A 24,214-nucleotide genomic window follows, 5' to 3' on the forward strand; every position below is an offset into this window, starting at 1 on the left:
AAATAAACAACAACAGGATAACAATTAGGATATATATGGCAGCTGTTCTCCTTATTTTAGTGCTCATAGGGGTGTCCGTAGACACAACCCATCACTTTAAATCAGAAAAATCAACTCAAGTTACCCCAGCACAAGCGGATACTAAAGCTGATGTAACGCCTGCTTCTGAAGCACACGTCTCTTAAGCACTACAGCAACCAAAAGATAAAAAACCAGCCACTATGGCTGGTTTTTTCTTAAATGAGCAAAACGTATGTGTCACGTTACGCACGTTAATACTATACAGATTTAGGTTTCTAGCAAGTTTACTTGTTCAACCTGCACATCACTCATAATGTCGCCATGATCAAGTAAATGATCAAAATACGCTTCCACCACTTTAAATTGTGCAGCAGTTGAATCTTCTTTATACATGTTTTGACGGAATTCATTACTTGAGCGTAAACCCTTGGTATACCAAGCAATATGTTTACGTGAAATACGGCAGCCTGAGTATTCACCATAAAATTCATAGAGTTCTGCCAAATGCCCTAACAGCACTTTTTTAACTTCTTCAATATTAGGCGCGGCCAAGTGTTCACCAGTTTCCAAATAGTGTGCAATTTCCCTAAAGATCCAAGGGCGACCTTGTGCTGCACGGCCAATCATCACCGCATCCGCACCTGTATAATCCAATACATATTTGGCTTTTTCTGGTGTATCGATGTCGCCATTGGCAATCACTGGAATACTCAGTAAAGCTTTAACTTCTTTAATGAGAGCATAACGAGCAGTGTTTAAGTACATATCTTCACGGGTACGACCATGTAGAGCCAAAGCGGCAATCCCCGCTTCTTCAGCACGTTTCGCCACACGTAAAATATTTTCATGCCCATTTAAAAAACCTAAACGGGTTTTAAGAGTCACTGGAACATCGACTGCCGCCACAACACTATCTAAGATACGTGCAACAAGGTCTTCATCTTTCAGCAATGCTGAGCCTGCTAATTTATTACAGACTTTTTTGGCTGGACAACCCATATTGATGTCGACAATTTGCGCACCATTCGCCACTTGAAAGCGTGCAGCTTCTGCAAGCTCTTGTGGATCTGAACCCGCAATTTGCGCTGAAATAGGCGCAATTTCACCATCAAAATTAGCGCGATATAAACTCCTTTTACTCATGCGCAAGGTTTTGTCTGCCGTCATCATTTCACTGACCGCATGCCCTGCACCAAAGTATTTACATAACGTACGAAATGGCCGATCAGTAACCCCTGCCATCGGGGCAACCCACAATTTTTTGCTGATGGGCTTATCAAATAACTCTTGAATTACTGCATGCTGCGCCATTAATTTTTTCCACTTCGTACAGGTTAAACCTAGAAAATATTTTGCTACCACAAATCCTAACTATAGGATGAATAAGTTATCCATCACGGCAATATTTATTGAATCTATTGCAGATACTAAGATGAGACATACAAAACTCTGCATCTTCTGCCTGACAAATGCGAGATGCTGACGCTCAAAAGCGATTTTCTATGGGAGAGGTATAGTCTAAATCTTTCTCGCAAAAATCTCTAGCTTCGCCAATATGCTTAAATCCCACCTAAGTGTACTTTGCTCAGCCTCTAGTAAAGCTTTAAAGGGCTAAGTACTTATGAAAAAAAAACACCCAAGTGAACTTGAGTGTTTTCAGATTCAATCGTATACGGCGCTTTATTCAATATGAATAATTTTGCCATGTTCGTCGTGATAGACCGTGCTAATTTTTTGCTGACGGCTATTTTCAATTTCCTGTACTGGCAAATCAAAATGGTGCACATAGTCTGTTAATGTTTTTGGCGTTTGCTTTTTCACTGTTTTTGCAGGAACATAATTCGACCATAGCAACAGTGAAATGGCACATGCCACCAATGCTGTAAATCCATGTTCTAAACCCGTACCAAAAGAGCCAAACAAATGCTCAAGTACATGGTGTTTTTGCAAGCTTAGGAATCCCATCACCAGCAAGGCTGGGCGCCATAACAACAACCAAATACCCCACATCACGGCTGTAGATGTATTGGATGCGTATCGTTTATGCCATGGCAACTGGCGGCGTAAATCGATAATTAAGCTATTATTTTTCATCTTATATTTACTCAGCTTTCTGATTTTATACGAATACCACGGTCAGGACTCACCCAACGTGCACGCTGGCCCGTGCCGCGTCGTAATACTTTAGGGAAGGCAACAATACTGGCCGTGATGGTAATCAACCAAAATACGAATGGATACCAAATCATCCAGAAATAGTTTTTACCCAATGATGGCTCATAACGACTGTCCATCCATTTACTTAGGGCAAATTGCAATAAGCAGGTCGCACCTAATAACATGCCCGTACCGTAAGGTAAGAATGGCGAACTGACTAAATCACCAATTCCACCCATAGGAATCACAAAATGTAGCACCCAAATAACCGCCATAATGAGCATCATATATGACCAAACTAGAGTCAAAATCAGCTCCATCATTAATGGCCATAAAAAGTTTAGTTTGGGTTTAAACAACACATCGATATTTTTAAGTAAGACTTGTGCCCCACCCATTGCCCAACGTAGACGTTGCTTCCATAAGCCGCTAAATGTTTCTGGCATTAAGATCCAAACCAAAGCATTTGGCTCAAAGCGAATGTCCCAGCCTTCACGTTGTAGCTTCCAAGTAATATCAATGTCTTCAGTTAACATGTCTGGTGACCAATAACCAACTGAATGCACCGCACTTTTACGAAAACCTGTAATCACCCCAGAGACCGTAAATAAGCGACCAAAGCTACGTTGTGCGCGTTTAATCATACCGACAATCGAAGAAAACTCACCGACTTGAATACGACCAATTAAAGTTGAACGGGTACGAATACGTGGATTACCCGTAACCGCAGCAACACCATCATTTTCTAAAAAGTGGCGAACCATCCATGTTGCTGCATGCGGGTCTAAGAGCGCATCGCCATCAATCCCAATCAGGTATTCAGCATCGGTCAGCAAACTGCCTGCTTGCAGTGCCATAGCCTTGCCTTGGTTTTGGGCTAAATGTACTACACGTAACTTTTCATATTTTCCAGCAAGGCGATCCAACACTTCAGCTGTATTGTCTTTACTACCATCATTAATGGCGATCACTTCAAAGTTTGGATATTGCAGACCTAAAGCATGGCTAATGGTTTCATCTGCATTATCGCCTTCGTTAAAGCATGGTACCAGTACTGCCACTTTAGGATATTCCGCTAAAGCGGGTGGCTCTGAAAATGGCGGATCTTTGCGTTCTTTCCAATAAAAAATCAGTGCACCGACCATCCATAAGTACGACATAAACAATGGATAGTAAAATACAAAGTGCAATGCTGAATGCCAAAATTGCTGAAGCGTTGACATAATTCAATTCCCCTAAGGAATAAGTTTGCTTGATTTCAAATCAAAGGCTTTACGCATTACATGTACATCGGGATGATCTTTAATTGGGTCATCAGGATAATAAGCCACGTGCATCACACCTTGCTCATATAAAGACTGGATGGTTGAAGCCATTTCGTCTGACGGTACTTTTTGATTGGTACGCCAATCCACAGCTTGTAGTTCAAATACGGTTTTCTTTATTCCATTTGGGAATTGTTTGACGCGTTTGACAATGTCTTGATAGAACTTGGCACTGTTCGGTGCTTGCTCCATATAAGGCATGGCCATAATCGCGGTAAAGTCATAACGATTTAGCGATTGTTCAAGTGATTGTGAGTACCAATTTTCTGCATAAGGTTTTAATGCCACTTGTGCATATAAATTCCGTGCAGTTAATAAAAACGGTTGATACTGACGAACTTCTGAAGCCAATTGCATCGCAAAGTTATCAATATATTCGGTTTTAAATGCTGTCCATTTTTGGAGCTGCGCATCATTATTACGAATTGCATTTAAATCTTGTGGCAAACCAATAGACGCATAGGCTTTCATGGCATCTGGGCTAGCATCTTCATAATCCGACAAAGTGGTATCATCATGGAATAACACCCCATTAAATGACGCTGATTTTGCAAGGTCGGTATAGATGCCTGCAATGGTTGCACGGGCATCGGCTGAAAATGGGCTCAAACGGTGATAGCCCATATTTAAATGCTCACCCTCTTTGCTTTGCTGTGTTTCCACCAAATCCTCAGAAACAGGATTCTTTTTTGGTAAATCCCATGCAAGCAGTGGCATCCACGCATAGATACGGCTGACATTGGTACGCGTTTGAATTTGCCACGCAACACGGTTAAATAAATCAGCACGCATTGGTAAATAATGATTTGGGAAATACACCATATCTGCAGAGCCATTGGCATCTGGGTCAGAGAAGGCTTGTAAATAGACGGTATTGACTTTCATCGCCGAAATTCGATCAAGCAAATTCCCTAAATTACGCTCTTGCTGTGCGGGATCTGGATCATAAATATAATCCAAATCAATATGCATAATTTTTTGTGGACGGTTGTTATCGCCTAAGTTCTTCTGACGGTTTTCAATCTCTTGTGCCAATTCAGTCGTCGACATATTACCTTCGACCAAAATACGATTGAGTTGCCCTAAAGACGTTTTCGCAGAATCCGCACCATCATCTAAACTAATCGCAACGGGCATTCCCAATTGTTTTGCAATACTGACCGTCTCCATGTTGTAGCGGCCATAAGGCCATACCATCACACGCGGTGACTTGAGTCCATGTGCAACCAAAAGCTGATTATTGTGTTTTAAATCTTGGGTAATACGCTGCGTATATTGTGCATCAGCTTCATAACTTGATGTTTTAGGATCATATAAACGTGTTACTGCAGCAGGTTCTGAGTTGCCTTGTGGATTGCCTAAAATCCCGCGATGCAGGTTATAACTGTGACTGGCAATTTCAACCAAACCGCTATTTTGCATTTCTTTAAGCTGATCCCACGACAACATATCACTGCGTGGAATTTTTTCATCTGAAAAATCGACTTGAGCGCCCGCTTTTGGCTCCAACCAAGAACCAACCACAGCTAAAACCACTGGAATTTTATGGGCTTTAATTACAGGATAAGCATTTTGATAGAAAGATTCATAGCCATCATCGACAGTCAATAATACAGGCTTAGCTGGCAAAGTTGATTTGCCTTTGTTGGCACTGATCAACTGATCAACGGTAATAAAGTGAAAGCCTTGTTTTTCCAACCACTCAATATGTTGTTGGAACTGTGCTGTGCTAACTGCATATTCTGGAATTAATGCATTTTTGTTGTTGGTGATTTCGTGATAACCAATAACAGTAAGTGTTTTTGTTGTCGCACTATGATTTGGTGTTGCAGCCATTGTGGCTTGATTTGCCAAGCTTGCCACAAGAGAGACAGCGATTAGCGTTTTAAGAAAACGAATTTTCATGGATTATGGCTCAAATATGATTGCGAGAATTGCAGCACACCTTCCAATCATCCATTATTGTAGTTGCTCTACCTAAGCACGGGTGTACTGAATTCCCATGCTTACTTTTTAACAAGACAAGCTGAAAAGAAACTTAAAAAATAAAGGTTTTTAATTATTTTCTTCTGCGTAAATACAGCTCCTGTTCACAAGTTATGCCACACATTTAAGCACAATCGTTTAAGCCCTTATTTACTCAATATTGACGACAATCTATAAATGTCTGACTAGCCCGTAGTAGATGGCAAAATTATTTTTATACCCCACTGATTTTGGAGGGCTAGGCAATATAAATGCATTATGATATTTTTTAAGCGTAGCTCATTGAAAAATATCTATTCTGCACTCACTTAGCTTTAAGTTTAAGGCTCATTTAATTTGTGTCGTTTTTACTACTTTAGGTATGCCGTTTAAGCGCTTCAGTTGAGCACTTATAGCGTTATATATGTGACGTTTAAAGATATGACGCGAAGATAATTGTCATGTTTTTTTATGCCGACATAGTATACTGCTAACGTCAGATAGACCTCCCTTTTCGGAATGTGTTTTCTTCAATATGAAAAAATCTTTTGCTCCAACCTATGGTGTTAAAACGCTTTCTGTTTTAGCACTTTCAATTGGCTTGACCGCATGTGGCAATGGCTCTTGGTGGTCAAACGACAAAGAACCAACGCTTAATGCCGAACAAATTCGTAAAGCCATTCCAGGTCGTGTGCAAGAACGTACATCATGGGCAAAAGACATCTACGACATTACAGAGCAATTGGGCATTCCACAAACCAAAGAGAATGTTTGCACCATTGTAGCTGTGGTAGACCAAGAATCGAATTTTCATGCTGACCCGGAAGTCCCTGGGCTTGGTCAAAAAGCGGTGAAAGAAGTACAAGACCGTTTAGATGAAAAATTTAAAGACAAGTTAGGCGATAAAATTGGTGGCACGATCGCGGGCTATTTCCAAGAAGTACTCAAAACCCAGCCTAGCCCTGAAGATAATTATTTAAGTCAAATGAGCCGTGTTCGTACTGAGCGCCAATTAGATGAGCTATATCGTGAAATATTCGCTTATATGGCAAAACACTATCACGTGAGTGCCCTCACTGGTACAGCAAAACTTTTAGGGCAAGACATCAGTGAAAAAATGAATCCCATCACCACATTAGGTTCAATGCAGGTGTTGGTGACTTATGCCAAAGACAATAAACGTCAAAGTGGTAATATGGCTGACTTACGTACCGACATGTATTCACAATACGGCGGTTTGTACTACGGTATTCACCGTCTCATGATGTACGAAGCAGATTATGACAAACCCATCTATCGCTTCGCAGATTACAACTCGGGCCGATACTCTAGCCGTAATGCCGCTTTCCAAAGTATGTTAAATAAAGTGAGTGGCTCAGATTTAGCATTAGATGGTGATTTACTCCTCTACACTAAAGATGGATCACCTTTGGCAACCAAAAGTTCATCTGAACGTGAATTATTAAAAGCTTTTTCTACAAATGATGTGATCTTAACGCCAAATCAAATTCGTGCTGATTTGAAAAAGGAAAAAGATATTGATTTTGAAAAAACAGCCACTTACCGTGCAGTGACAAAACTTTATCAAGAAAAAACTGGCAAAGAACCGTTTTATGCCATAATGCCTGAAGTTGTTATTTCTGGTCCAAAATTAAGCAGAGACTACAATACTAACTGGTTCGCTTCTCGCGTAAACGGACGCTATCAAACATGTATGAGCCGAATAAAACATTTAAAAATTTAGCCCTTTTTGATTTTGATGGAACCCTGTGTAACAAAGACAGTTTTACAGGGTTTATTTTCTATACGCTATCGAAGCGGCATATTGTACGGCAAGGTTTAAAAATACTGCCTTGGATTCAGGGCTACTATCTTAATATTTACCCTGCACATGCCATGCGTCCAAAGCTCTATCATGCCATGTTTCGTAATACCCATGCAGAGTCGCTCTACCAGCTGGCCAATGACTATGCAAAAGAATTGATTCAACATTTAGATCCTGCTCTTCTACATCAATTAAAATGTCATCAGCAATTGGGTCATCAGGTGGTTTTGGTTTCAGCATCTATCGACATTTACTTAAAGCCAATTTGTGAATTACTGGGCATTGAGCTGATTTGTAGCGAAGTTGAAATCCACAATCAGAAGATGACTGGGCGATACCAAACTCAAGATTGTAGCAATGAACAGAAAAAAATCCGCATTTTAGAAAAATACAACCTGCATGACTATGACAGCATCTATGCTTACGGCAATAGCGATGAAGACCTTGCAATGCTCAGCCTTGCAGACTTTCCATTTATGGTTGGTCAAGCACAAAGCTTGCCTGAATTAAATCTGGCACGATCTGCTTAACTCTCTTACCTGAATAAAATAGTTTCTACTCAGCACAAAATCCGACCATAAAAAAACCTGCATCAGCAGGTTTTTTTATCACTCATCAAGCAATTACTTTTTAAATGGGAACGCATATTTCACAATACGTTTGAGCACGCTTCCATACTGTTTTACTAAGCTTGCATTGTTATAGTTCAAACCATATTTTTCACATACAGCCTGTACTTTAGGTGCCATTTTACGGTAACGACGCGCAGGTACATCTGGGTACAAATGATGCTCAATTTGATGGCTGAGGTGCCCTGTCAAAATGTGAAATGCTTCTGAACCTGTCAGGTTTGAAGAACCACGAATTTGACGCATGTACCAATGGCCACGGCTTTCATTTTCCAGTACTTTTTTCGGGAAAACTTCAACATCTTTGGTAAAGTGACCACAGAAAATAATACTAAAGGTCCAAATATTACGAATACCATTGGCCACCAAGTTACCTGTAAATACAGGTAAAGCTGCAGGGCCTGCAATCAATGGGAAAAACACGTAATCTTTAAACAATTGCTTGCCAATTTTGGCTTGCATTGGCTTCCATTCTTCTTGGGTCTGTTCTTTGCTCTTACGCCCCTTGAAGTATTTGCCCAATTCAAGGTTTTGAATGGCTACGCCCCATTGGAATAACAAGCAAAATGGAATGCTATAAATCGGTTGCAATAGATAACCAGGCTTCCAACGTTGCTCTGGGAACAAACGAACTAGGCCATAACCAATGTCATCATCCATACCCTTAATATTGGTATAGGTATGATGTTTAAAGTTATGTGTTTGACGCCAGTTATCTGCTGTACCTACGATGTCCCATTCATAAGTTTGGCCATTAAACTTCGGATCGTTCATCCAGTCATATTGACCATGCATGACATTGTGGCCCAATTCCATGTTTTCCATGATTTTGGCAAAACCCAATAAACCTGTACCAAGTACCCATGCTGGCGGAAACCATCCCGCAAACAATAACGCACGGCCCGCAAATGATGCGTAGCGGATTGTTGCATACACTCGGCGTATATATTGGGCATCTTTTTCGCCAAGATCATCCAATACTTCTTGCTTAATCGCATCAAGCTCACGTGCAAGTTCATCTAACTGACTTTGCGTCAATTCGCTATTTTTTGGGTTTTTAAAATATTCAAATTTTACAGGCATATTCATCGCAATGGTCCTACCTTATAAATCAATGACAAGATCAGACTGAGCTGAGTTCACACAAATTTTGAGCAAGTTGCCAGGTTCAGTGTTTTGCGCACCATTCACCATATTTTTGGTTGAACCTTCGGCTTTGTTACAGGCACATTTATTACAAATACCCATACGGCAACCATGTTTTGGTTTGATGTTTTGTTGCTCTAAAGCCACTAAAATAGATTGGCCTTTTGGAATGCTCAGCACTTTATTTGATTGTGTGAGTGTTACATTCACAAAGCCAATATCATCATTCGCCATTAAGCTCATGCTAAATGCTTCACTTTTGAAGGACTGCGCATGTGTAAAAAGCTGTTCTGCGATAGAGACAAAACCTGATGGTCCACAAGCATATACGGTGCTCTTTTCTACATCAGTCAATTGCTCTACATGGCTTGCATTTAAACGCGAATCAGCAACATCTTCTTGGGTATAAAAAATTTGATAACTAAAGGCCGGATGCTTAGACGCTAACTTTTCAAAGCGTTCAACAAAAGCAGCATCACTTTGTTTTTTCACCCAATACATTAAGTGAACTGGCTGATCTTTCAGTTGATTCTGCTTGGCCATATCTTTAAGCAGACTCAGCATAGGTGTTATACCACTTCCTGCTGCCAGTAATACTAAAGGTTGGTTCATCGCATGAATAACCATGTCACCAAAAGGTGCTCCAAACTCAACCAAGTCACCAGTCTGAGCGCGCTCAGCCAACCATGTGCTGACTTTACCACCTTGTAGGGTTTTTACCGTGAGCAATACATGTTGCGCATCGAGCTTGGTTAAACTATATGTACGTTCATAGCGAATACCATCAACCACAGCAAAAACTGGATGATGCTGTCCAGCCTGCCCAAACTTAAAATGACGATTCACCTGAATAGTTAGACTAACCATTCCTTCAGCGGCAGTATCCTTCTGCACAACTTTACCTAAAGCTTTGTTGCTCGACCAAAGTGGGTTCACTTTTTGAAGCCAAAAATTAATGGCATTTAGATCTAACACACTGTCTGTAATGAAGCTTAAAGGAGATTTTGCTTTAGCAAGAACATGCATAGTCATCTACATCTCATGGATTTTGTAATTATTATACACATGTATATATATCTGTATATATATTTGCGCATAAATTATTCACATCCAAAATACTATTAAGCTCAAGTCAATCTATGTTAAGGTTTCTTATCCTTTGAAAGACATGGCATCTGTCTGCCTTGAATACGAATATAGACACTATGCTCCAAGAACAAACGCAACCTGAAATTACCCATACCGTTCGCAATGTAGGACGCAAAGCGACCATTACAAAAGACGAACTCTTTCAAGCGGCACTTAATTTAATTGGGCCTCAGAAAAGTATCGCCTCTTTAAGTTTGCGTGAAGTCGCACGTGAGGCAGGTATTGCCCCAAATAGTTTTTATCGTCATTTTAAAGATATTGATGAACTGGCAATTGAATTGATTGATCGCGCGGGTGTGGTACTTCGTCAAATTTTGCATGAAGCACGCCTAAAAGCCTCTAAGCAAAACAGTATTATTCGCAGTTCTGTTGAAGTGTTTATACAGCAGCTTGATGCAGACACAGGCAATTTAAGTTTGCTCCTGCGTGAAGGTTATACAGGTTCATTTTCATATAAAAAAGCAGTTGAACGTCAATTGAACTTTTTTCAACAAGAGTTGAGAGAAGATTTAATCGTGTTGGAAAAACTAAATAACAGCAAGCTGTCCCACCCAGATATTGCAGCCAAAGCCATTACACAGCTGGTGTTTAATATGGGGGCTAAAGTTATTGATATGCCTACAAATGAACGAACTGAAGTGGCCGAGCAAACAATGATTATGATTCGAATGATCTTAGAAGGTGCTCGTCAATTAGATGAGGCAAAAATACGTTAAAAGATCGATCATGTAGCCTAATGGATTAACCCAATCTGTTTGGCTGCATGAATTGCTTTTGTTCGAGAATTTACCGCTAATTTTTGATAAATATTTCTCACATGTACATCCACCGTATATTTTGAAATATTTAGTTCCACGCCAATTTCACGATTGCTTAGTCCTGTAGCAACACAGTCTAGTATTTCTTTTTCTCTTGCTGATAAATTTATATCATTGTGCTCATCGTGTTCTAATTCAGGCACTAAACTTTGAGTTAAATGGTTTAAAATTTTCTTTGCAATCACAGGATCAATAATTGCGCCACCTTTGAGCATGGTTCTTATAGAAAACATGAGTTCAAAGTCATCTTTTTCTTTTAATACATAGCCTGAGGCTCCTACGCGTAAAGCTTTATAAATCACCTCAAACGTATTCCATGAAGAGAGCACCATAATTGGAACACTACTGGCTATTTTCCCTCGTATACTTTTTATAAAATCTATGCCATTGCCATCGGGCAGTTTTAAATCTACCAACATAAATTTTATCGCATTTGCACGACAAATTTGTTTTGCAAAATCAATGGTCTGAGCATAAAAAACATCATCATCTCTATAACCAAAAGTTTTTAATATTTTAGAAACTCTCAATTGATGGACTGGGTCATCCTCTAAAACCAGCAACGGTTTTAATAAGCTAAAATTCAAATCAATCATTGTTAACATTCAATCATTTTTTTTAATTTTTTATTATTTTTAGATCAAACACCATCCCTATAAATAGTTATTTTTAAACAATATATTCTACAAATCACTCATCATATCAGCTGTATATTGTGATAAAATTCATGTTTTTTAATAATAAGATACATTTAAACTGAATAAGATGAAGCAAGACCCCGTATAACTGGCATGATTTAAGCCAGTTATACTTGATGATAAATTGATTATAAAATCTCAATTTAAAATTATTCTTCTATATTTTTTATGCTACATTTTTTAGAACTTCCAATAAAATCTACGCCACTATTCACAATAGCTTTAGGTCGCGCACACTGAATCCACTGTAAATCATTGACACGAGGTACAGCTGTTTCAAATTTTTGATGTGCAAAAAAATCATCAAAACTTGAATACTTTGGATCTAAATTTTGAGCACTTGGCGTATATTTTTTATTTAACTCTCGAATATCGACCAGTTGAGAAGCTTTGAGACCAAACCATTCATTATTAGGTGTTGGATGGGCATTATTCACCACATGATTTTTATCTGCACCAGCAAAGCCCATACTATGTGTACCAAGATTAGAGATATATTTCACAGCAAAAACATTGGATTGATCTTTTAAGTGTGGTGCTTTCTCAATCTTTTTATAGCGCGTCTCATCATGACGGCTAATACTTAAATAAATAGGCTTATCATTTTCCATCCATAATACAGCATGTTCCCAATCATGAATATGACCAAATGCACCCACATCATGTACAGTATATAAACCAAATACACGTGCTTTATATTTGGGATTATTCGTAGATTGCACTTCATTATAAAGAATATATGAATAATCTAATTGATTATTAAATTGACATACATCCTTATAGCCTTTAAAAAAATTTGTTGTACCACTAATACCCGAATTTTTTTGAATATATTGATCCGTTTTATTTTGATAAAATGGCGATGACGCTAAACAACCAGAATCACTAAATGAAAATGCAACGCGCCCCTGATCAATATTTTCAGGCGCTTTTAATACTTCAGGAAGACTATAACAAGCGCGATCATCATTTTTACATTTTTTTGTTGACCAATCTGGCTTTGCATAGATGTGTGCAGATAATGAAAATAAGGTACAACCCAATAGAATTGAAATACTGTTGATATTTTTCATAACATGAAACTCTCTTAAATAATCTCATGTTTAAAAATATGACTTAGCCTAAAAGAGCACAATACTTAAAAATTGGTATTATATTTATATTAATAAAAAATTAAGATTCATAAAATGATAAATAATACAAGAAATTAACCATAAACCAAAAAATCATCACAAATTAAAATAAACAACTTCATTATAATTAATTTGATCACAGCAGATGAAATAAAACATTTAGCTACTATACAAAATTACCATCTATAACGTTCTTTCTAAAAATCAAAAAAATGGTCATTAATTGACACTTAAAATATCAATAAAATTTCAAAGATGTTCTATATAGATTAAAAATTCCCAAGCCTGAATTTAAAAGTCAAAAAGAGCGATCAATCCACTCTATTTGAACTAATAAACGCATGCTTGTATTCATTCAATCTTAGTATAAAAATGCTGTGGTATCTTACTTAGATAAACTTGTCGTATTAACTCAAATATATCTTCACAATGAATATTTTCAAACTAAAAACCAATCATGACCAATATCTAAGAAAGATGAGCTGTAATGTATTTTGAGCTTTTTATTTAGCGGATACCACCATCGCTTGTTGTGGTAAAAAGCTTGCTCCACATGTGGTTTTATCTCCTGCAACAACAACTGCTCGACCTTTCACTGTGGTAGATTGATCTGCTGCGGTCGCTGCCACTACAGATTTACATTTCGGACAAAAATGCTTCATCCCTGCAAGATGTACAGCAATGCCATTGATGGTAAAAGAGCTTTCAACTTCAGTGACTACACCACCATGTGAAGTTTTGGCGCCAAGAGTAATGAGTGCTTTAGACATTGTTATTATTTTTCATGTTATTTTCGGTAGGCTAATTTTAGCGCAAGATTATAAAAATCGCCACTGCTTCCTTTCGACATGAATATTGTCCAAAAACTGGGTACATCTGCAAAATTTCATGTCTTGCACAGAGATAAGTTTACCTTATAGCCTCAAATCGATTACATTAAATGCAGTATCTCAAAATATGAGTATTGACTGATGAATGAATGTAACACACAAGAAATACAAGAGTTTTTTCAATTATTTCAAAACACTTTAAACGACATTCAAATTCATCATAACGAAACAATAGCTAGCCTACATTTCGGTCCTATTTTTGCCTTGCAACCGCAATGCAATGAACAGCACTCTTGGCAAATTTGCGCTTTTTATCAATCAATATCCGCAACCAACCCGCTTACTGAAATTGAATATTTTTTAAATCGTCTACTCTCAGCTAGACATATTATGCAACAGAACATTCATGACTTATTTGCACTGATCGCACACTATTGCCAAGCACAATATAAAGATCAGCCACAAAAGAAACTGTTTGCGCTCTACCGTCAAGTGTATTCATATTTTTTTGATGCCACCGCCATAAGCCCATCCCCAAAACAGCCAGTAGTTGCAATTGAACAAACACAGATTGAGAGTTGTAAACAGCAACTACAGACGCTGGCGGCACAATTAAAAGTGATGATCCTAGATAAACTCTTAGATCCAACCACTGCTACATGGTTTCAACACGTTGAGAGCCATTTTAATTTGCAGGCCTATGGTCATTTTAATCATAAGCTCAGCCCTCATTTAGATCACTTAAAACGCTGGGAACAAGAGAATCCGAACCGACTCTATTGGTTTCTTTTACGGCAAGACTTTAACCATGTCGATGACCCAAGTTATTTTAGTTATACACATTTAATTCAGCTCTGTTATTTAAATGCCCCTTTATTTCGCCATAAAGGTCAAATTAAGCAGCTATTTGCCCAACCTTCTGAACAATTTATAGCCATCTTAAAACTGGTCTTTTCTACACACACAAAAAAAGCGTATGCCTCGCAGATTATTTTTAACTTGATTCCACACTTAGATACTCCAGAGCAACTGTTGAATCTGAGCGTAATATTACTCAATAGTGATGAACCGCTGTACGAGCAATATATCGCACAATATAGTCATGCACTGGCTTTGAACTTATACATTCTAAACAATAGCCATCTCTTTTTTCATGAAGTTGATTTATCCCTGAATGATTTTATTTATGGCAAGCAGATTCAGGGAACGGAATATACACAATTGCCAAATATTGCTTTGATTCACCCTGCAACAACTGCACAAAGCTTGATTCGTCATAGTGCAATTTGGCACAAAAAAAGCCAACACATACACGTATCCAATACCCCTTTTGACTTTAAAGCCAGCACATTTGTACTGCATGAATGTACCTTTGAGTTAATTTGTAATAGCAAAGAATTAATGGCTGAAGCTGCTGAAATGGAGCATTGCATACTCAGCTTTGTACAAGCCATACATGATGAAAAATATTATTGCTTTCGAGTGCGCTGGCATGATTTCAGAGGCACTTTAGGTTTACGTTATAACAAGGAATATTTTAAATATGAATTCCATCAACTTACAGGAAAATCCAATGCTTTAGCACCCGAATATGTCATTCGAGTTGCACAGGCTTTTAGTCAGTATCTTACGGTAGAAGATATCTATTTTGACAATTCAATGATTGCAGCATAAATTCTTTATGATGTGATTCAAGCGTCAATATACGACGCTAAATAGTCGCTAAATTGTGAACACACTTTATAATACAGTGATAAATAAAAACATAACACCGCAAGGGAATAAACCATGACACAACCAGATCCAGCAGAGCAATTTATTCTCAATATTCGCCAAACTCTCAATTACGATTGGAACCCTATTGGTGTTGGAGATTCACCTGAATTACAAGATGAATATGACAGCTATATCGATGGACTTCTTGATATTTTAGATGATGAACATGCATCTGTAGATGCCTTAAAAGATTACCTTATACTGATAGAAAATGAACAAATGGGATTAAAACCTGATTCAAATAAGGCACAAAAAGTAGCTGAAAAACTCTGGCAACATTTTGAAAGTTTTATTGCATAACACCTAAACACCCGCCTCTTAACTCATTTAAGGGGCGTTTAATACAGCAATATGTAACACGCGTAGTGACTAGGTTATGCTTCATTTCTCTTAATATTTTACAATTTTAGGGTTTAGCCATGCGCTTTTTAGATGATTTCAACACTGAACAAAAAGATCACCAAATTCACTTAGACCTAAGTTTGTCAGACACAGATCTACACAAAACCTTATTCAATGATTGTGTTGAGCGACAACCTGAAGTCCTTGTTGCTCATGGTATAGAAGCCGATCATGTTCTTCGTTTATTAGCCCCCCTCAGCATTCATTGTGGCGCTATTGCACTGCAACATCCAACTTTTAAGCACGTGAATATAGAGCAGCTTAACTCACAGTATGGCGTGATCATTCAATTAGATCCTGAGCATCCACATTATGAGTCGTTAAATCAGCGCTTTACCATTATTCCTCCGGTTGAGGACTTTGAGCAAGCAGTTCAGTTTCTTAAAAATACCTACATGCTCTCTCCTATTGATCCTAAAGACTTTATTGATTAAAAAAAAGCACCCGAAGGTGCTTTTAATTTTTTTGCATTATTGCTTCTTATGGTTTAACCACGACCATCACTTGAATCGCTTCTGGCGTTACAGATAAACCATCTAATAACGTTAAACCTTCTTTCTGCAATTTTTGCAAACGTGCAATTTCATCTTCACGGATGCTTGGGTTAAATTGCTTTAAGTAAGTCAAACGATCAATTTCATACTGCCATTTATTACCATACACTTCTTTGGCTTGTTGCTTGAAGTTTGGTAATGCTGCTTTGGCAATATCCAAAGCTTGGTTATAACGCGCTTCAATCACATCGCGACGTGCTTTAACAACTTGGCGACAGCTGTTGCCATCCAAATGATGTAAATATGGCTTCAAGATTTCAGGCGCAATTTTCTGCGATAGGTCTTGACCTTTTTCACTCAGCAATACACGCACTAGCTGTTGTGGCAAGCTTGATGGTAAATTCAATGCTTTAGGTGCAATCACATCAACCTTAAACCAAACTTCAATCAATACTGAACCTTGCGGTAAAGCAGCTGACTTTAATACCGCGACATTGGTGCTACCAAAGCCTTGAGTATTAATCATCTCCATTACGCTTTCAGTAAATGGATGCTCTAGGGTTAAATACTGTGCATCTTCACGCAATTGTGCTTGATCACGATAGAACGTTGCAGTCATGCCTTCTTCATCTAAAGTCAGACCTTGAACTTGCATTTGATCAGTCGGCTTAATAATGACTGTGCCATTGCTTTGCTCATCAAAATCGATGTTTGTAGACGCCATAAAACGCTTCATAAACATTGGCAAAGTAGTGTTGTCATCATAGTCTTCAAGCGCAGTCACAATTTCTTGTGCCACAATCGGACGGCAAGAGTTGTACTCTAGCAAACGGTCACGACCTGCCTGAAGCTCTGCTTCTAATGCTTCACGCTGTACAGATACTTCTTCAAGTAAATCTTCAAATTGCTGACCTAAATCTGCCAATAGGCAATCTTTAAGTTGCACAATAAAGTTTTCTTGTAAAGTTTGTGCGGTTGGCGAGATATTGCTGAAAATATTCAAGCCTTCGTTATACCAACGGAACATACGTTCTTGCGCTGTGCCAATCAAGTATGGCACATGAATCTGAATACGGTTTTCTTGACCGATACGATCTAAACGACCGATACGCTGTTCTAATACGTCTGGGTTAGCTGGTAAATCGAATAACACTAAATCAGAGGCAAACTGGAAGTTACGACCTTCTGAACCAATTTCTGAACACAGTAAAATTTGTGCACCGTATGACTCTTCTGCAAAGTAAGCCGCCGCTTGGTCACGCTCAAGCAAGCTCATGCCTTCATGGAACATGGCTGTACGTACACCCGCGTGTAGACGAAGTACATTCTCTAGCGCTTCAACCACTGGACCACTACGTGCGATTAATAACACTTTATTGTGTTTTAAATCTGTGCGCAGTTTTTCCATTAACCACATCACACGTGGGTCATGTTCCATCCAAGCACCATCAAGCTGTGCTTCTTCAGGCCACATTTGCTCACGCAATTTACCATCTTTAGACCAGTTTTCTGGTGCTGTTAATGGCGCTGGCTGACAATCACGGCCTGGGAAACCTTGAATCGCTTCACGTGTATTACGGAATAAAATACGACCTGTACCGTGGCGATCTAAAATTTCGTGAATTGCACGGAAACGTTGCTCTGGCGTATCATCAATACGTTGGCCAAGTAAAACTTCAACCGCGTCTAAATGTACCGCTTCTAATGGAAAATCTGACATCAACACTTCTGCAATTTTTGCAGTTTGTTGATATTGCTCTTCTTCATCTAAGAAACGATCAAGCGAATTAAAACGTGATGGATCAAGCAAACGCAGACGTGCAAAATGGCTTTCTACACCTAATTGCTCTGGTGTTGCTGTTAATAGCAATACACCCGCCGTCTGCTGTGCCAATTCTTCAATTAAGTCGTAACGGTCGTTACCGCCATCTTCTTCATTCCACATCAAATGATGTGCTTCATCGACCACCAACAAATCAAAACCTGCTTCAAGTGCTTGTTCACGTAGGTCATCGTGGTCAATCATCAAGTCAACAGAAGCAATAATGCGTTGTTCTGTTAAGAATGGATTTAAGTCTGGATCGTGTTCTTTAATAGATGCCGTGCGAGTCAAATCAAACAATGAGAACTCGAGATTAAAACGGCGACGCATTTCAATCATCCACTGGTACTGTAGTGAATCTGGCACCAACACCAAAATACGTTCAGAACGGCCCGTTTTCAGCTGCTGGTGAATGATTAAACCGGCTTCAATGGTTTTACCTAAACCGACTTCATCTGCCAAAAGTACACGCGGTGCAAAACGCTTACCCACTTCATGCGCAATGTACAGCTGATGCGGAATTAAACCGACACGTGAACCCACCAAACCACGTAATGGACTCGCTTTCATATTGGCTTGCATAAGCAATGCTTCAATACGTAAGTCATACCATTCTTTATAATCGACTTGGCTGGCCAATAAACGATCAAGCGGTTTAGACAGCTGAATATTCGCACCAATACGCGTTTCATTCAGTGCTTTACGTTCTTCTGTACCATCCTGAAGCTGGCGAATTACGTTATAACGGAGCACCCCATGACGGTCTTCTACAGATTCAACGGTCCAAGTCGAGCCTTCTTGATCTTGTAATTCATCGCCTGAGTTAAAAACAATACGAGATAAAGGCGCATTGTGGCGTGCATAGACGCGAGTCTCGTCGCTTTTGGGGAATAAAATGCTGATAGATCGCTCATCTACATCAATGAGAACTCCTAAACCAAGTTCTGTTTCTGTGTCCGACAACCAACGCTGACCAATAGCAAACTGCTGCAATTTTTCCACCTTTATCTTGAATTGAGGCTATATATTTTAAAACTCAAACACTGTTTGATATTTGAGCAAAAAATAGCACCTTTTAGCAATATATTTTGACATAAAGCTCACCAAAATGTGAGCCTAATAACCGAAGTTGTTTAAACCTTAAAACGGCATAGGACAAATAAATTCTACGTCTTGTTCAGTTTTAGGATGCTTAAAGCTTAATTGCGCCGCATGCAGACATAAACGTGATGACAGCGCCTGTTGTTCTGGGCTTGCATATAAGGTATCCCCAATAATTGGATGACCCAAATACTGCATGTGTACACGTAATTGATGCGAACGCCCTGTAATTGGCGTCAAAATTACCCGCGTCACAGGAGAGCCGTTAATTTCAAACTGTTCAGCAACCTTCCAATACGTTAAAGCTGGCTTATTGTGTTCTGGCGCAGCAATATGTAAAGGTGGATGTTCTGGATCATAAATCACAGGGACATCGACAGTACCTTCACCATGCAAATGGCCTGCCACAATCGCTTGATAGGTTTTGGAGGTTTGACGTTCTTGAAACTGACGGGAGATGCGGTTTTGACCCAACTTAGAGAGCGCAAAAACCAAAATACCTGAGGTATCGCGGTCTAAGCGATGAATCAGTAATGTTTTGGGTTCTGCTTGAACTAAGCGATTGATTAAGCAGTCCTGTAGATCTGCGGTTTTTCCTGGTACGGTGAGCAAGCCTGCTGGCTTATGAATCACCATAAAATCTTCATCACGATGAATTAAATGTTCTGTTAGAAAATTATTCAATGTTCAATCCAGGCCAATCGTGAAAACAAGGGCGCAATAATAAAAAGCTTAGCCAAGAAATACAATGCGAAAAGTCTTATTTCCCGATGATTTTTCCGATTTTATAAAAAATAAATTTCAATTCATCAAAAATTAAATTTTAGCTTGCAAAATTTTGAGTAATTCAACCACAGTTGCATGCTGCCAAAAACTTTCATAGCTAATATTTGCACCATTAGCACGCCATAAGCCCACTAGGCTAACCATCGCAACAGAGTCTAGGCCATAGCTACGTAAATCGGTTAATGGATCTATCTCCAACGCATCCATATCCAGCTGTTCTGCAATTGCCAGTAATATGCCTTTTGCCGATAAAACCCATTCTGCTGGTGCAGATAAATTCCAAAGTCGCATTAAGCTGTAGCTATTCATGTGGTGAATACCTTGCTCTGACATAGAATCTACCCATTGAATATGCTGTTCTTGACTATTGAGCATCAGCGCATCATCCACTACACAGATTTGCTCTGTTACGCTATATAGATGCGGTAAAATCTGTTTCAGCATAGGCGTTATTTCGCCAGCAAAAATCAGTTGCGGATGGCTTTGTTGCACAAACCTATCGTTAAGGGCTTATTCCACAATATAATTTCCAAATGAACAAGCCTGCACCTAAAATTTATCGTACCACCAATTGGTCTTCTTATAATCGAGCATTAATAAATCGAGGAAATATTTCAATTTGGTTTGACACTAAGACTCAATGGTATGCGCAGCCAAAAGGCAAGCATGGACGAAATCAAACTTATTCCAACACCGCCATCCAATGCTGTCTAATGATTAAATCTTTATTTCGCCTTTCTTTACGTATGGTCACAGGTTTTGTTCAAAGTCTGATTAAACTCTGTGGATTAAATTGGACAGCACCAGATTACAGTACGCTTTGCAGAAGACAAAAACATATTGATATTGCGATTAGTTATCAAAAAAGCAGTGGTGGGCTTAACTTGCTGGTAGACTCTACCGGTCTAAAGTTTTTAGGTGAAGGTGAATGGAAAAGGAAGAAACATCAGCCTGAATATCGTCGTCAATGGCGTAAATTACATATTGGTATAGATGCTAAAACTCTCCAAATACGTGCAGTTCAGCTTACAACTAACAATGTAAGTGATTCACAGGTACTTGGTGATTTACTCGATCAAATTTCCTTAGATGAGCAGATTGACTCTGTTTATACGGATGGCGCTTATGACACCAAACAATGTCGTCAGGTCATTGCAGATCGGCAAGCGCATGCGGTGATTCCTCCAAGAAAAAATGCGAAACCTTGGAAAGATACAAAGGTCAGCTCGCTAGAACGAAATGAATTACTTCGTACTGTTAAACGGTTTGGCAGAATACTATGGAAAAAATGGTCAGGCTATCATCGCCGAAGTTTGGTGGAAACCAAGATGCACTGCATCAAATTATTAGGCGATAAACTCAGTGCAAGGAACTTTAATAGCCAAACCAATGAGATCCATGCACGTGTAGCAGTGTTAAATAAATTTACCGAGTTAGGTCAACCACATACCCAAGTTATGCCTTAAATTTGAGTAGATATGGGTAATCTTAATTTTTACATCTTTGTGCAACAAAGCCGACCTGAGCGAAAAACTTCTCAATCGCCTGCTGTACAATTTCTGCATCCTGAAAAGACTTCAGGCCAGACACGCCCATTGCACCCACCAACTGCCCTTCATACAAAATCGGTTCACCACCTTCCAACATGCCAGAAAAGGTATCCATGGTCAGAAAACCCATTTGACCACCCTTAATAATGTCTTCAAATAACTTTGAAGGACGTCGACTAATCGCAGAACATTTTGCTTTTTCTAAACATAAATTTGCTGTCATGGGCGATGCACCATCCATACGTTTCATCGCGAGCAAATTGCCGGTTTCATCCGTTACCGCAATACTGACATTGAAACCTTGTTCGGCAGCATAAGCATGCGCTGTATTTAGTAAAAATTCTGCATCCGCCAAAGTTAAATAGTGCTTGGTTTTCATTTAAAATCCTTTTCTTAAAAGGCTGAACTTATAACAACAAAAAAGCCCACAGCAGGCTGCGGGCTTTATTCTAAAGCAGAATTTACCTATTTAAATGAAAATTACTTCATTTCAGCAAAAACTTCTTTTGCCATTTCAATGGTAAATGCAATATCTTCATCACTATGCGCGCTTGAGAAGAAGCCTGCTTCAAAAGCTGAAGGCGCTAAGTTTACACCGCGCTGTAACATGCCGTGGAAGAATGTACGGAAAGCATCTACATCACATTTCAAAATTGAATCAAAACCAGTGATTTCAGTTTGATCTGTAAAGTAAATACCAAACATGCCACCCACTTGCTGCGTAAAGAACGGAATGCCTGCTTCATCGGCAGCTGCCTGTAGACCTGCAAGCAAACCTGCCAATTTTTCAGTTAATGTTTCATAGAAACCTTCTGCACGAAGATGCTTAAACATCTCAATACCTGCACGCATTGCAAGTGGATTGCCTGATAATGTGCCTGCTTGATACACCTTGCCTAGTGGCGCGATGCATTCCATCACTTCACGTTTACCGCCAAATGCACCAACTGGCAGGCCAGCGCCAATAATCTTGCCTAAAGTGGTTAAGTCAGGCGTTACGCCATAATGCGCTTGCGCACCGCCAAGACCGACACGGAAACCTGTCATCACTTCATCAATGATAAACACAGAACCGTGCTCGTCACATACATCACGGATCGCTTGTAAGAAACCGTCAATAGGTTTCACCAAGTTCATGTTGCCTGCAACTGGCTCAACAATCACACCTGCAATTTCTGAACCGAATTTTGCAAAGCATTCTTTCAGCATAGCAATATCGTTGTACGGCAGTGTTAAAGTGTGTTTGGCAAAATCAGCAGGTACACCAGCAGAAGTCGCCTCGCCCTCACCTTTAGTCAGTAGGCCAGAACCCGCTTTCACTAAAAGCGAATCTGAATGGCCATGGTAACAGCCTTCAAATTTTACAATCTTGTCACGGCCAGTATAGCCACGAGCTAGACGGATGGCTGTCATGGTTGCTTCAGTCCCCGAGTTGGTCATACGAACCAGCTCAATAGACGGCATAATTTCGCAAATAATATCAGCCAAAGTGGTTTCATGAACTGTTGGCGCACCAAAACTCAAACCATCAACTGCAGCTTCTTGCACTGCTTTAATAATGTCTGGCTGTGCATGACCTAAAATCATTGGCCCCCAAGAGCCGACATAGTCTACATAGCGCTTACCGTCGACGTCATACAAATATGCGCCTTGCGCTTTTTCGATAAATACCGGTGTACCGCCTACACCATTGAATGCACGTACAGGAGAATTTACGCCACCAGGAATATGCTTGCTGGCTTGTTTAAATAATTGTTCTTGCTTAGCAGATAAAGTCATGAAAATACTCAACTCAAAAAATTTAAAATGCGATTCAATACTTAAGCTTTTTCAGCAAAAAGTTCAGACCAGTCATATACACGCTGTCCAACCACCGACATTGAACGGCCTAACACATCACTGATCACAGCACAAAGATCTGCACCCGCTTCAATGACTTCAGCGGAATTCTCTACAGTTAAACCGCCAATTGCGCAAATTGGCACGTTCAATTTAGCTTTGGCTTGTTTTAAAGTTTCTAAACCAATGTTACCTGCTTCAGGCTTGGTTTCAGTCGCAAAAATAGCGCCAAAAGCAACATAGTTTGCGCCATCCGCAATCGCTTGTTCAGCCAGTTCTAAAGAGTTATTGCAACTGCGTCCAATCAACACACCTTTAGGCAAACGTTCTACTGCTTCTTGAATAGAACCATCATCTTGTCCCAAATGCACACCTACACCGTACTGTACAGCTGCGTCTAAGTCATCATTAATGACAAAAGGCACTTTATACTGTTCGCATAAATGCTTCATATAACCAATTTCATAGTCCTGATTCTCTTTTGCAACATGCTTACGGCGATATTGCAAAACAGCCACTTCATACGTTGCCATTGCGCCTTCAAGCTTAGCTAAAAGTAGCTCAATCGGGTCATCATTGGTAATTAAATATAAACCGCGCATAATACAATCACTTATCAAAACTTAGCAGTATTATAGGCTGAACTACGGCTCTAAGCGCATAGATATTTGCTTGTGCACAGCAAGATTGACTGAGAAATTAAAAAAAAGATCTGTTTTTTACAAACAAGTGCTTTTAGGTACAAAAA

Annotated in this window: 22 protein-coding genes and 1 pseudogene; 8 read left to right on the forward strand and 15 right to left on the reverse strand. The window is 39.3% G+C overall.

Translation table 11 applies throughout. From position 1 onward, the window contains the following. The first annotated feature begins 35 nt into the window (after positions 1-35). Positions 36-185 carry a hypothetical protein gene (locus C9E88_RS10195; protein ID WP_155687860.1) on the forward strand — a complete coding sequence of 50 codons (150 nt, stop codon included), beginning with the start codon at positions 36-38 and terminating at the stop codon, positions 183-185. A 103-nt stretch (positions 186-288) separates the two neighbouring features. Here the strand turns inward: C9E88_RS10195 and dusB are convergent, their stop codons facing one another. The 4 genes from dusB to pgaB all read right to left on the reverse strand — a co-directional run bounded on the left by dusB (position 289) and on the right by pgaB (position 5,408). Continuing rightward, complete coding sequence (dusB, locus tag C9E88_RS10200) at positions 289-1,332, reverse strand: tRNA dihydrouridine synthase DusB (protein ID WP_106985425.1); 1,044 nt, start codon at positions 1,330-1,332, stop codon at positions 289-291. A gap of 369 nt (positions 1,333-1,701) precedes the next feature. Further along, entirely contained in the window at positions 1,702-2,115 is a 414-nt protein-coding gene (pgaD, locus tag C9E88_RS10205; RefSeq protein ID WP_106985424.1) for a poly-beta-1,6-N-acetyl-D-glucosamine biosynthesis protein PgaD, read from the reverse strand. 11 nt (positions 2,116-2,126) lie between these two features. After that, positions 2,127-3,401 carry a poly-beta-1,6-N-acetyl-D-glucosamine synthase gene (pgaC, locus tag C9E88_RS10210; RefSeq protein WP_106985423.1) on the reverse strand — a complete coding sequence of 425 codons (1,275 nt, stop codon included), beginning with the start codon at positions 3,399-3,401 and terminating at the stop codon, positions 2,127-2,129. 12 nt (positions 3,402-3,413) lie between these two features. Continuing rightward, positions 3,414-5,408 (reverse strand): poly-beta-1,6-N-acetyl-D-glucosamine N-deacetylase PgaB, encoded by a 1,995-nt coding sequence (pgaB, locus tag C9E88_RS10215; protein ID WP_106985422.1) that lies wholly within the window; start codon positions 5,406-5,408, stop codon positions 3,414-3,416. A gap of 595 nt (positions 5,409-6,003) precedes the next feature. Between pgaB and C9E88_RS10220 the strand changes: the two genes are divergently transcribed. Together C9E88_RS10220 and C9E88_RS10225 are read left to right on the forward strand one after the other, a co-directional pair. Further along, a complete protein-coding gene (locus tag C9E88_RS10220; RefSeq protein ID WP_106985421.1) occupies positions 6,004-7,212 on the forward strand; it encodes a DUF1615 family protein in 1,209 nt (402 codons plus the stop codon). Next, complete coding sequence (locus tag C9E88_RS10225; RefSeq protein WP_106985420.1) at positions 7,179-7,823, forward strand: HAD-IB family hydrolase; 645 nt, start codon at positions 7,179-7,181, stop codon at positions 7,821-7,823. The genes C9E88_RS10220 and C9E88_RS10225 overlap by 34 nt, the downstream gene beginning before the upstream one ends. 93 nt (positions 7,824-7,916) lie before the next feature. On the opposite strand, the gene C9E88_RS10230 is transcribed toward C9E88_RS10225, so the two are convergent. Both C9E88_RS10230 and C9E88_RS10235 read right to left on the reverse strand, forming a co-directional pair. After that, the gene (locus C9E88_RS10230) at positions 7,917-9,011 is read right to left on the reverse strand and encodes a fatty acid desaturase family protein (RefSeq protein ID WP_106985419.1); all 1,095 of its coding nucleotides are present in this window, start codon (positions 9,009-9,011) and stop codon (positions 7,917-7,919) included. Positions 9,012-9,026: 15 nt separating this feature from the next. Next, complete coding sequence (locus tag C9E88_RS10235; protein WP_106985418.1) at positions 9,027-10,094, reverse strand: ferredoxin reductase; 1,068 nt, start codon at positions 10,092-10,094, stop codon at positions 9,027-9,029. 179 nt (positions 10,095-10,273) lie between these two features. Between C9E88_RS10235 and fabR the strand changes: the two genes are divergently transcribed. Then, positions 10,274-10,933 (forward strand): HTH-type transcriptional repressor FabR, encoded by a 660-nt coding sequence (gene fabR / locus C9E88_RS10240; protein ID WP_106985417.1) that lies wholly within the window; start codon positions 10,274-10,276, stop codon positions 10,931-10,933. A 17-nt stretch (positions 10,934-10,950) separates the two neighbouring features. On the opposite strand, the gene C9E88_RS10245 is transcribed toward fabR, so the two are convergent. From C9E88_RS10245 to C9E88_RS10255, 3 genes are all read right to left on the reverse strand, one after another. Further along, positions 10,951-11,631, reverse strand: coding sequence for a LuxR C-terminal-related transcriptional regulator (locus C9E88_RS10245; RefSeq protein ID WP_106985416.1), 681 nt, complete (start codon positions 11,629-11,631; stop codon positions 10,951-10,953). Between the two features lie 251 nt (positions 11,632-11,882). Further along, positions 11,883-12,806 (reverse strand): NPP1 family protein, encoded by a 924-nt coding sequence (locus C9E88_RS10250; protein WP_106985415.1) that lies wholly within the window; start codon positions 12,804-12,806, stop codon positions 11,883-11,885. Positions 12,807-13,369: 563 nt separating this feature from the next. Next, positions 13,370-13,636: a PAAR domain-containing protein gene (locus tag C9E88_RS10255; RefSeq protein WP_106985414.1), complete on the reverse strand. Its 267-nt coding sequence runs from the start codon at positions 13,634-13,636 to the stop codon at positions 13,370-13,372. Positions 13,637-13,837: 201 nt separating this feature from the next. Between C9E88_RS10255 and C9E88_RS10260 the strand changes: the two genes are divergently transcribed. From C9E88_RS10260 to C9E88_RS10270, 3 genes are all read left to right on the forward strand, one after another. Beyond that, positions 13,838-15,370, forward strand: a complete 1,533-nt coding sequence (locus C9E88_RS10260; RefSeq protein ID WP_106985413.1) for a hypothetical protein — start codon at positions 13,838-13,840, stop codon at positions 15,368-15,370. A 114-nt stretch (positions 15,371-15,484) separates the two neighbouring features. Continuing rightward, positions 15,485-15,772 carry a beta/alpha barrel domain-containing protein gene (locus C9E88_RS10265; protein ID WP_106985412.1) on the forward strand — a complete coding sequence of 96 codons (288 nt, stop codon included), beginning with the start codon at positions 15,485-15,487 and terminating at the stop codon, positions 15,770-15,772. A 119-nt stretch (positions 15,773-15,891) separates the two neighbouring features. After that, a complete protein-coding gene (locus tag C9E88_RS10270; RefSeq protein ID WP_106985411.1) occupies positions 15,892-16,308 on the forward strand; it encodes a hypothetical protein in 417 nt (138 codons plus the stop codon). A gap of 46 nt (positions 16,309-16,354) precedes the next feature. Here the strand turns inward: C9E88_RS10270 and rapA are convergent, their stop codons facing one another. The 3 genes and pseudogenes from rapA to C9E88_RS10285 all read right to left on the reverse strand — a co-directional run. Next, positions 16,355-19,192 (reverse strand): RNA polymerase-associated protein RapA, encoded by a 2,838-nt coding sequence (rapA, locus tag C9E88_RS10275; protein ID WP_106985410.1) that lies wholly within the window; start codon positions 19,190-19,192, stop codon positions 16,355-16,357. Positions 19,193-19,330: 138 nt separating this feature from the next. Continuing rightward, positions 19,331-19,975, reverse strand: coding sequence for an RluA family pseudouridine synthase (locus C9E88_RS10280; protein ID WP_106985409.1), 645 nt, complete (start codon positions 19,973-19,975; stop codon positions 19,331-19,333). Between the two features lie 132 nt (positions 19,976-20,107). Continuing rightward, positions 20,108-20,560: pseudogene (locus tag C9E88_RS10285) on the reverse strand (phosphopantetheine-binding protein); the annotation flags it as partial. A 50-nt stretch (positions 20,561-20,610) separates the two neighbouring features. Between C9E88_RS10285 and C9E88_RS10290 the strand changes: the two are divergent. Beyond that, complete coding sequence (locus C9E88_RS10290; protein ID WP_137287923.1) at positions 20,611-21,543, forward strand: IS5 family transposase; 933 nt, start codon at positions 20,611-20,613, stop codon at positions 21,541-21,543. Positions 21,544-21,565: 22 nt separating this feature from the next. On the opposite strand, the gene C9E88_RS10295 is transcribed toward C9E88_RS10290, so the two are convergent. The 3 genes from C9E88_RS10295 to thiE all read right to left on the reverse strand — a co-directional run bounded on the left by C9E88_RS10295 (position 21,566) and on the right by thiE (position 24,068). Further along, positions 21,566-22,006: a GlcG/HbpS family heme-binding protein gene (locus tag C9E88_RS10295; RefSeq protein WP_106986619.1), complete on the reverse strand. Its 441-nt coding sequence runs from the start codon at positions 22,004-22,006 to the stop codon at positions 21,566-21,568. 101 nt (positions 22,007-22,107) lie between these two features. Then, positions 22,108-23,406, reverse strand: a complete 1,299-nt coding sequence (gene hemL, locus C9E88_RS10300; protein ID WP_106986620.1) for a glutamate-1-semialdehyde 2,1-aminomutase — start codon at positions 23,404-23,406, stop codon at positions 22,108-22,110. A 41-nt stretch (positions 23,407-23,447) separates the two neighbouring features. Continuing rightward, positions 23,448-24,068 (reverse strand): thiamine phosphate synthase, encoded by a 621-nt coding sequence (gene thiE / locus C9E88_RS10305; protein WP_106986621.1) that lies wholly within the window; start codon positions 24,066-24,068, stop codon positions 23,448-23,450. Between the last annotated feature and the right edge of the window lie 146 nt (positions 24,069-24,214).

Source organism: Acinetobacter cumulans (assembly GCF_003024525.3).
Taxonomy (GTDB): Bacteria; Pseudomonadota; Gammaproteobacteria; order Pseudomonadales; family Moraxellaceae; genus Acinetobacter; species Acinetobacter cumulans.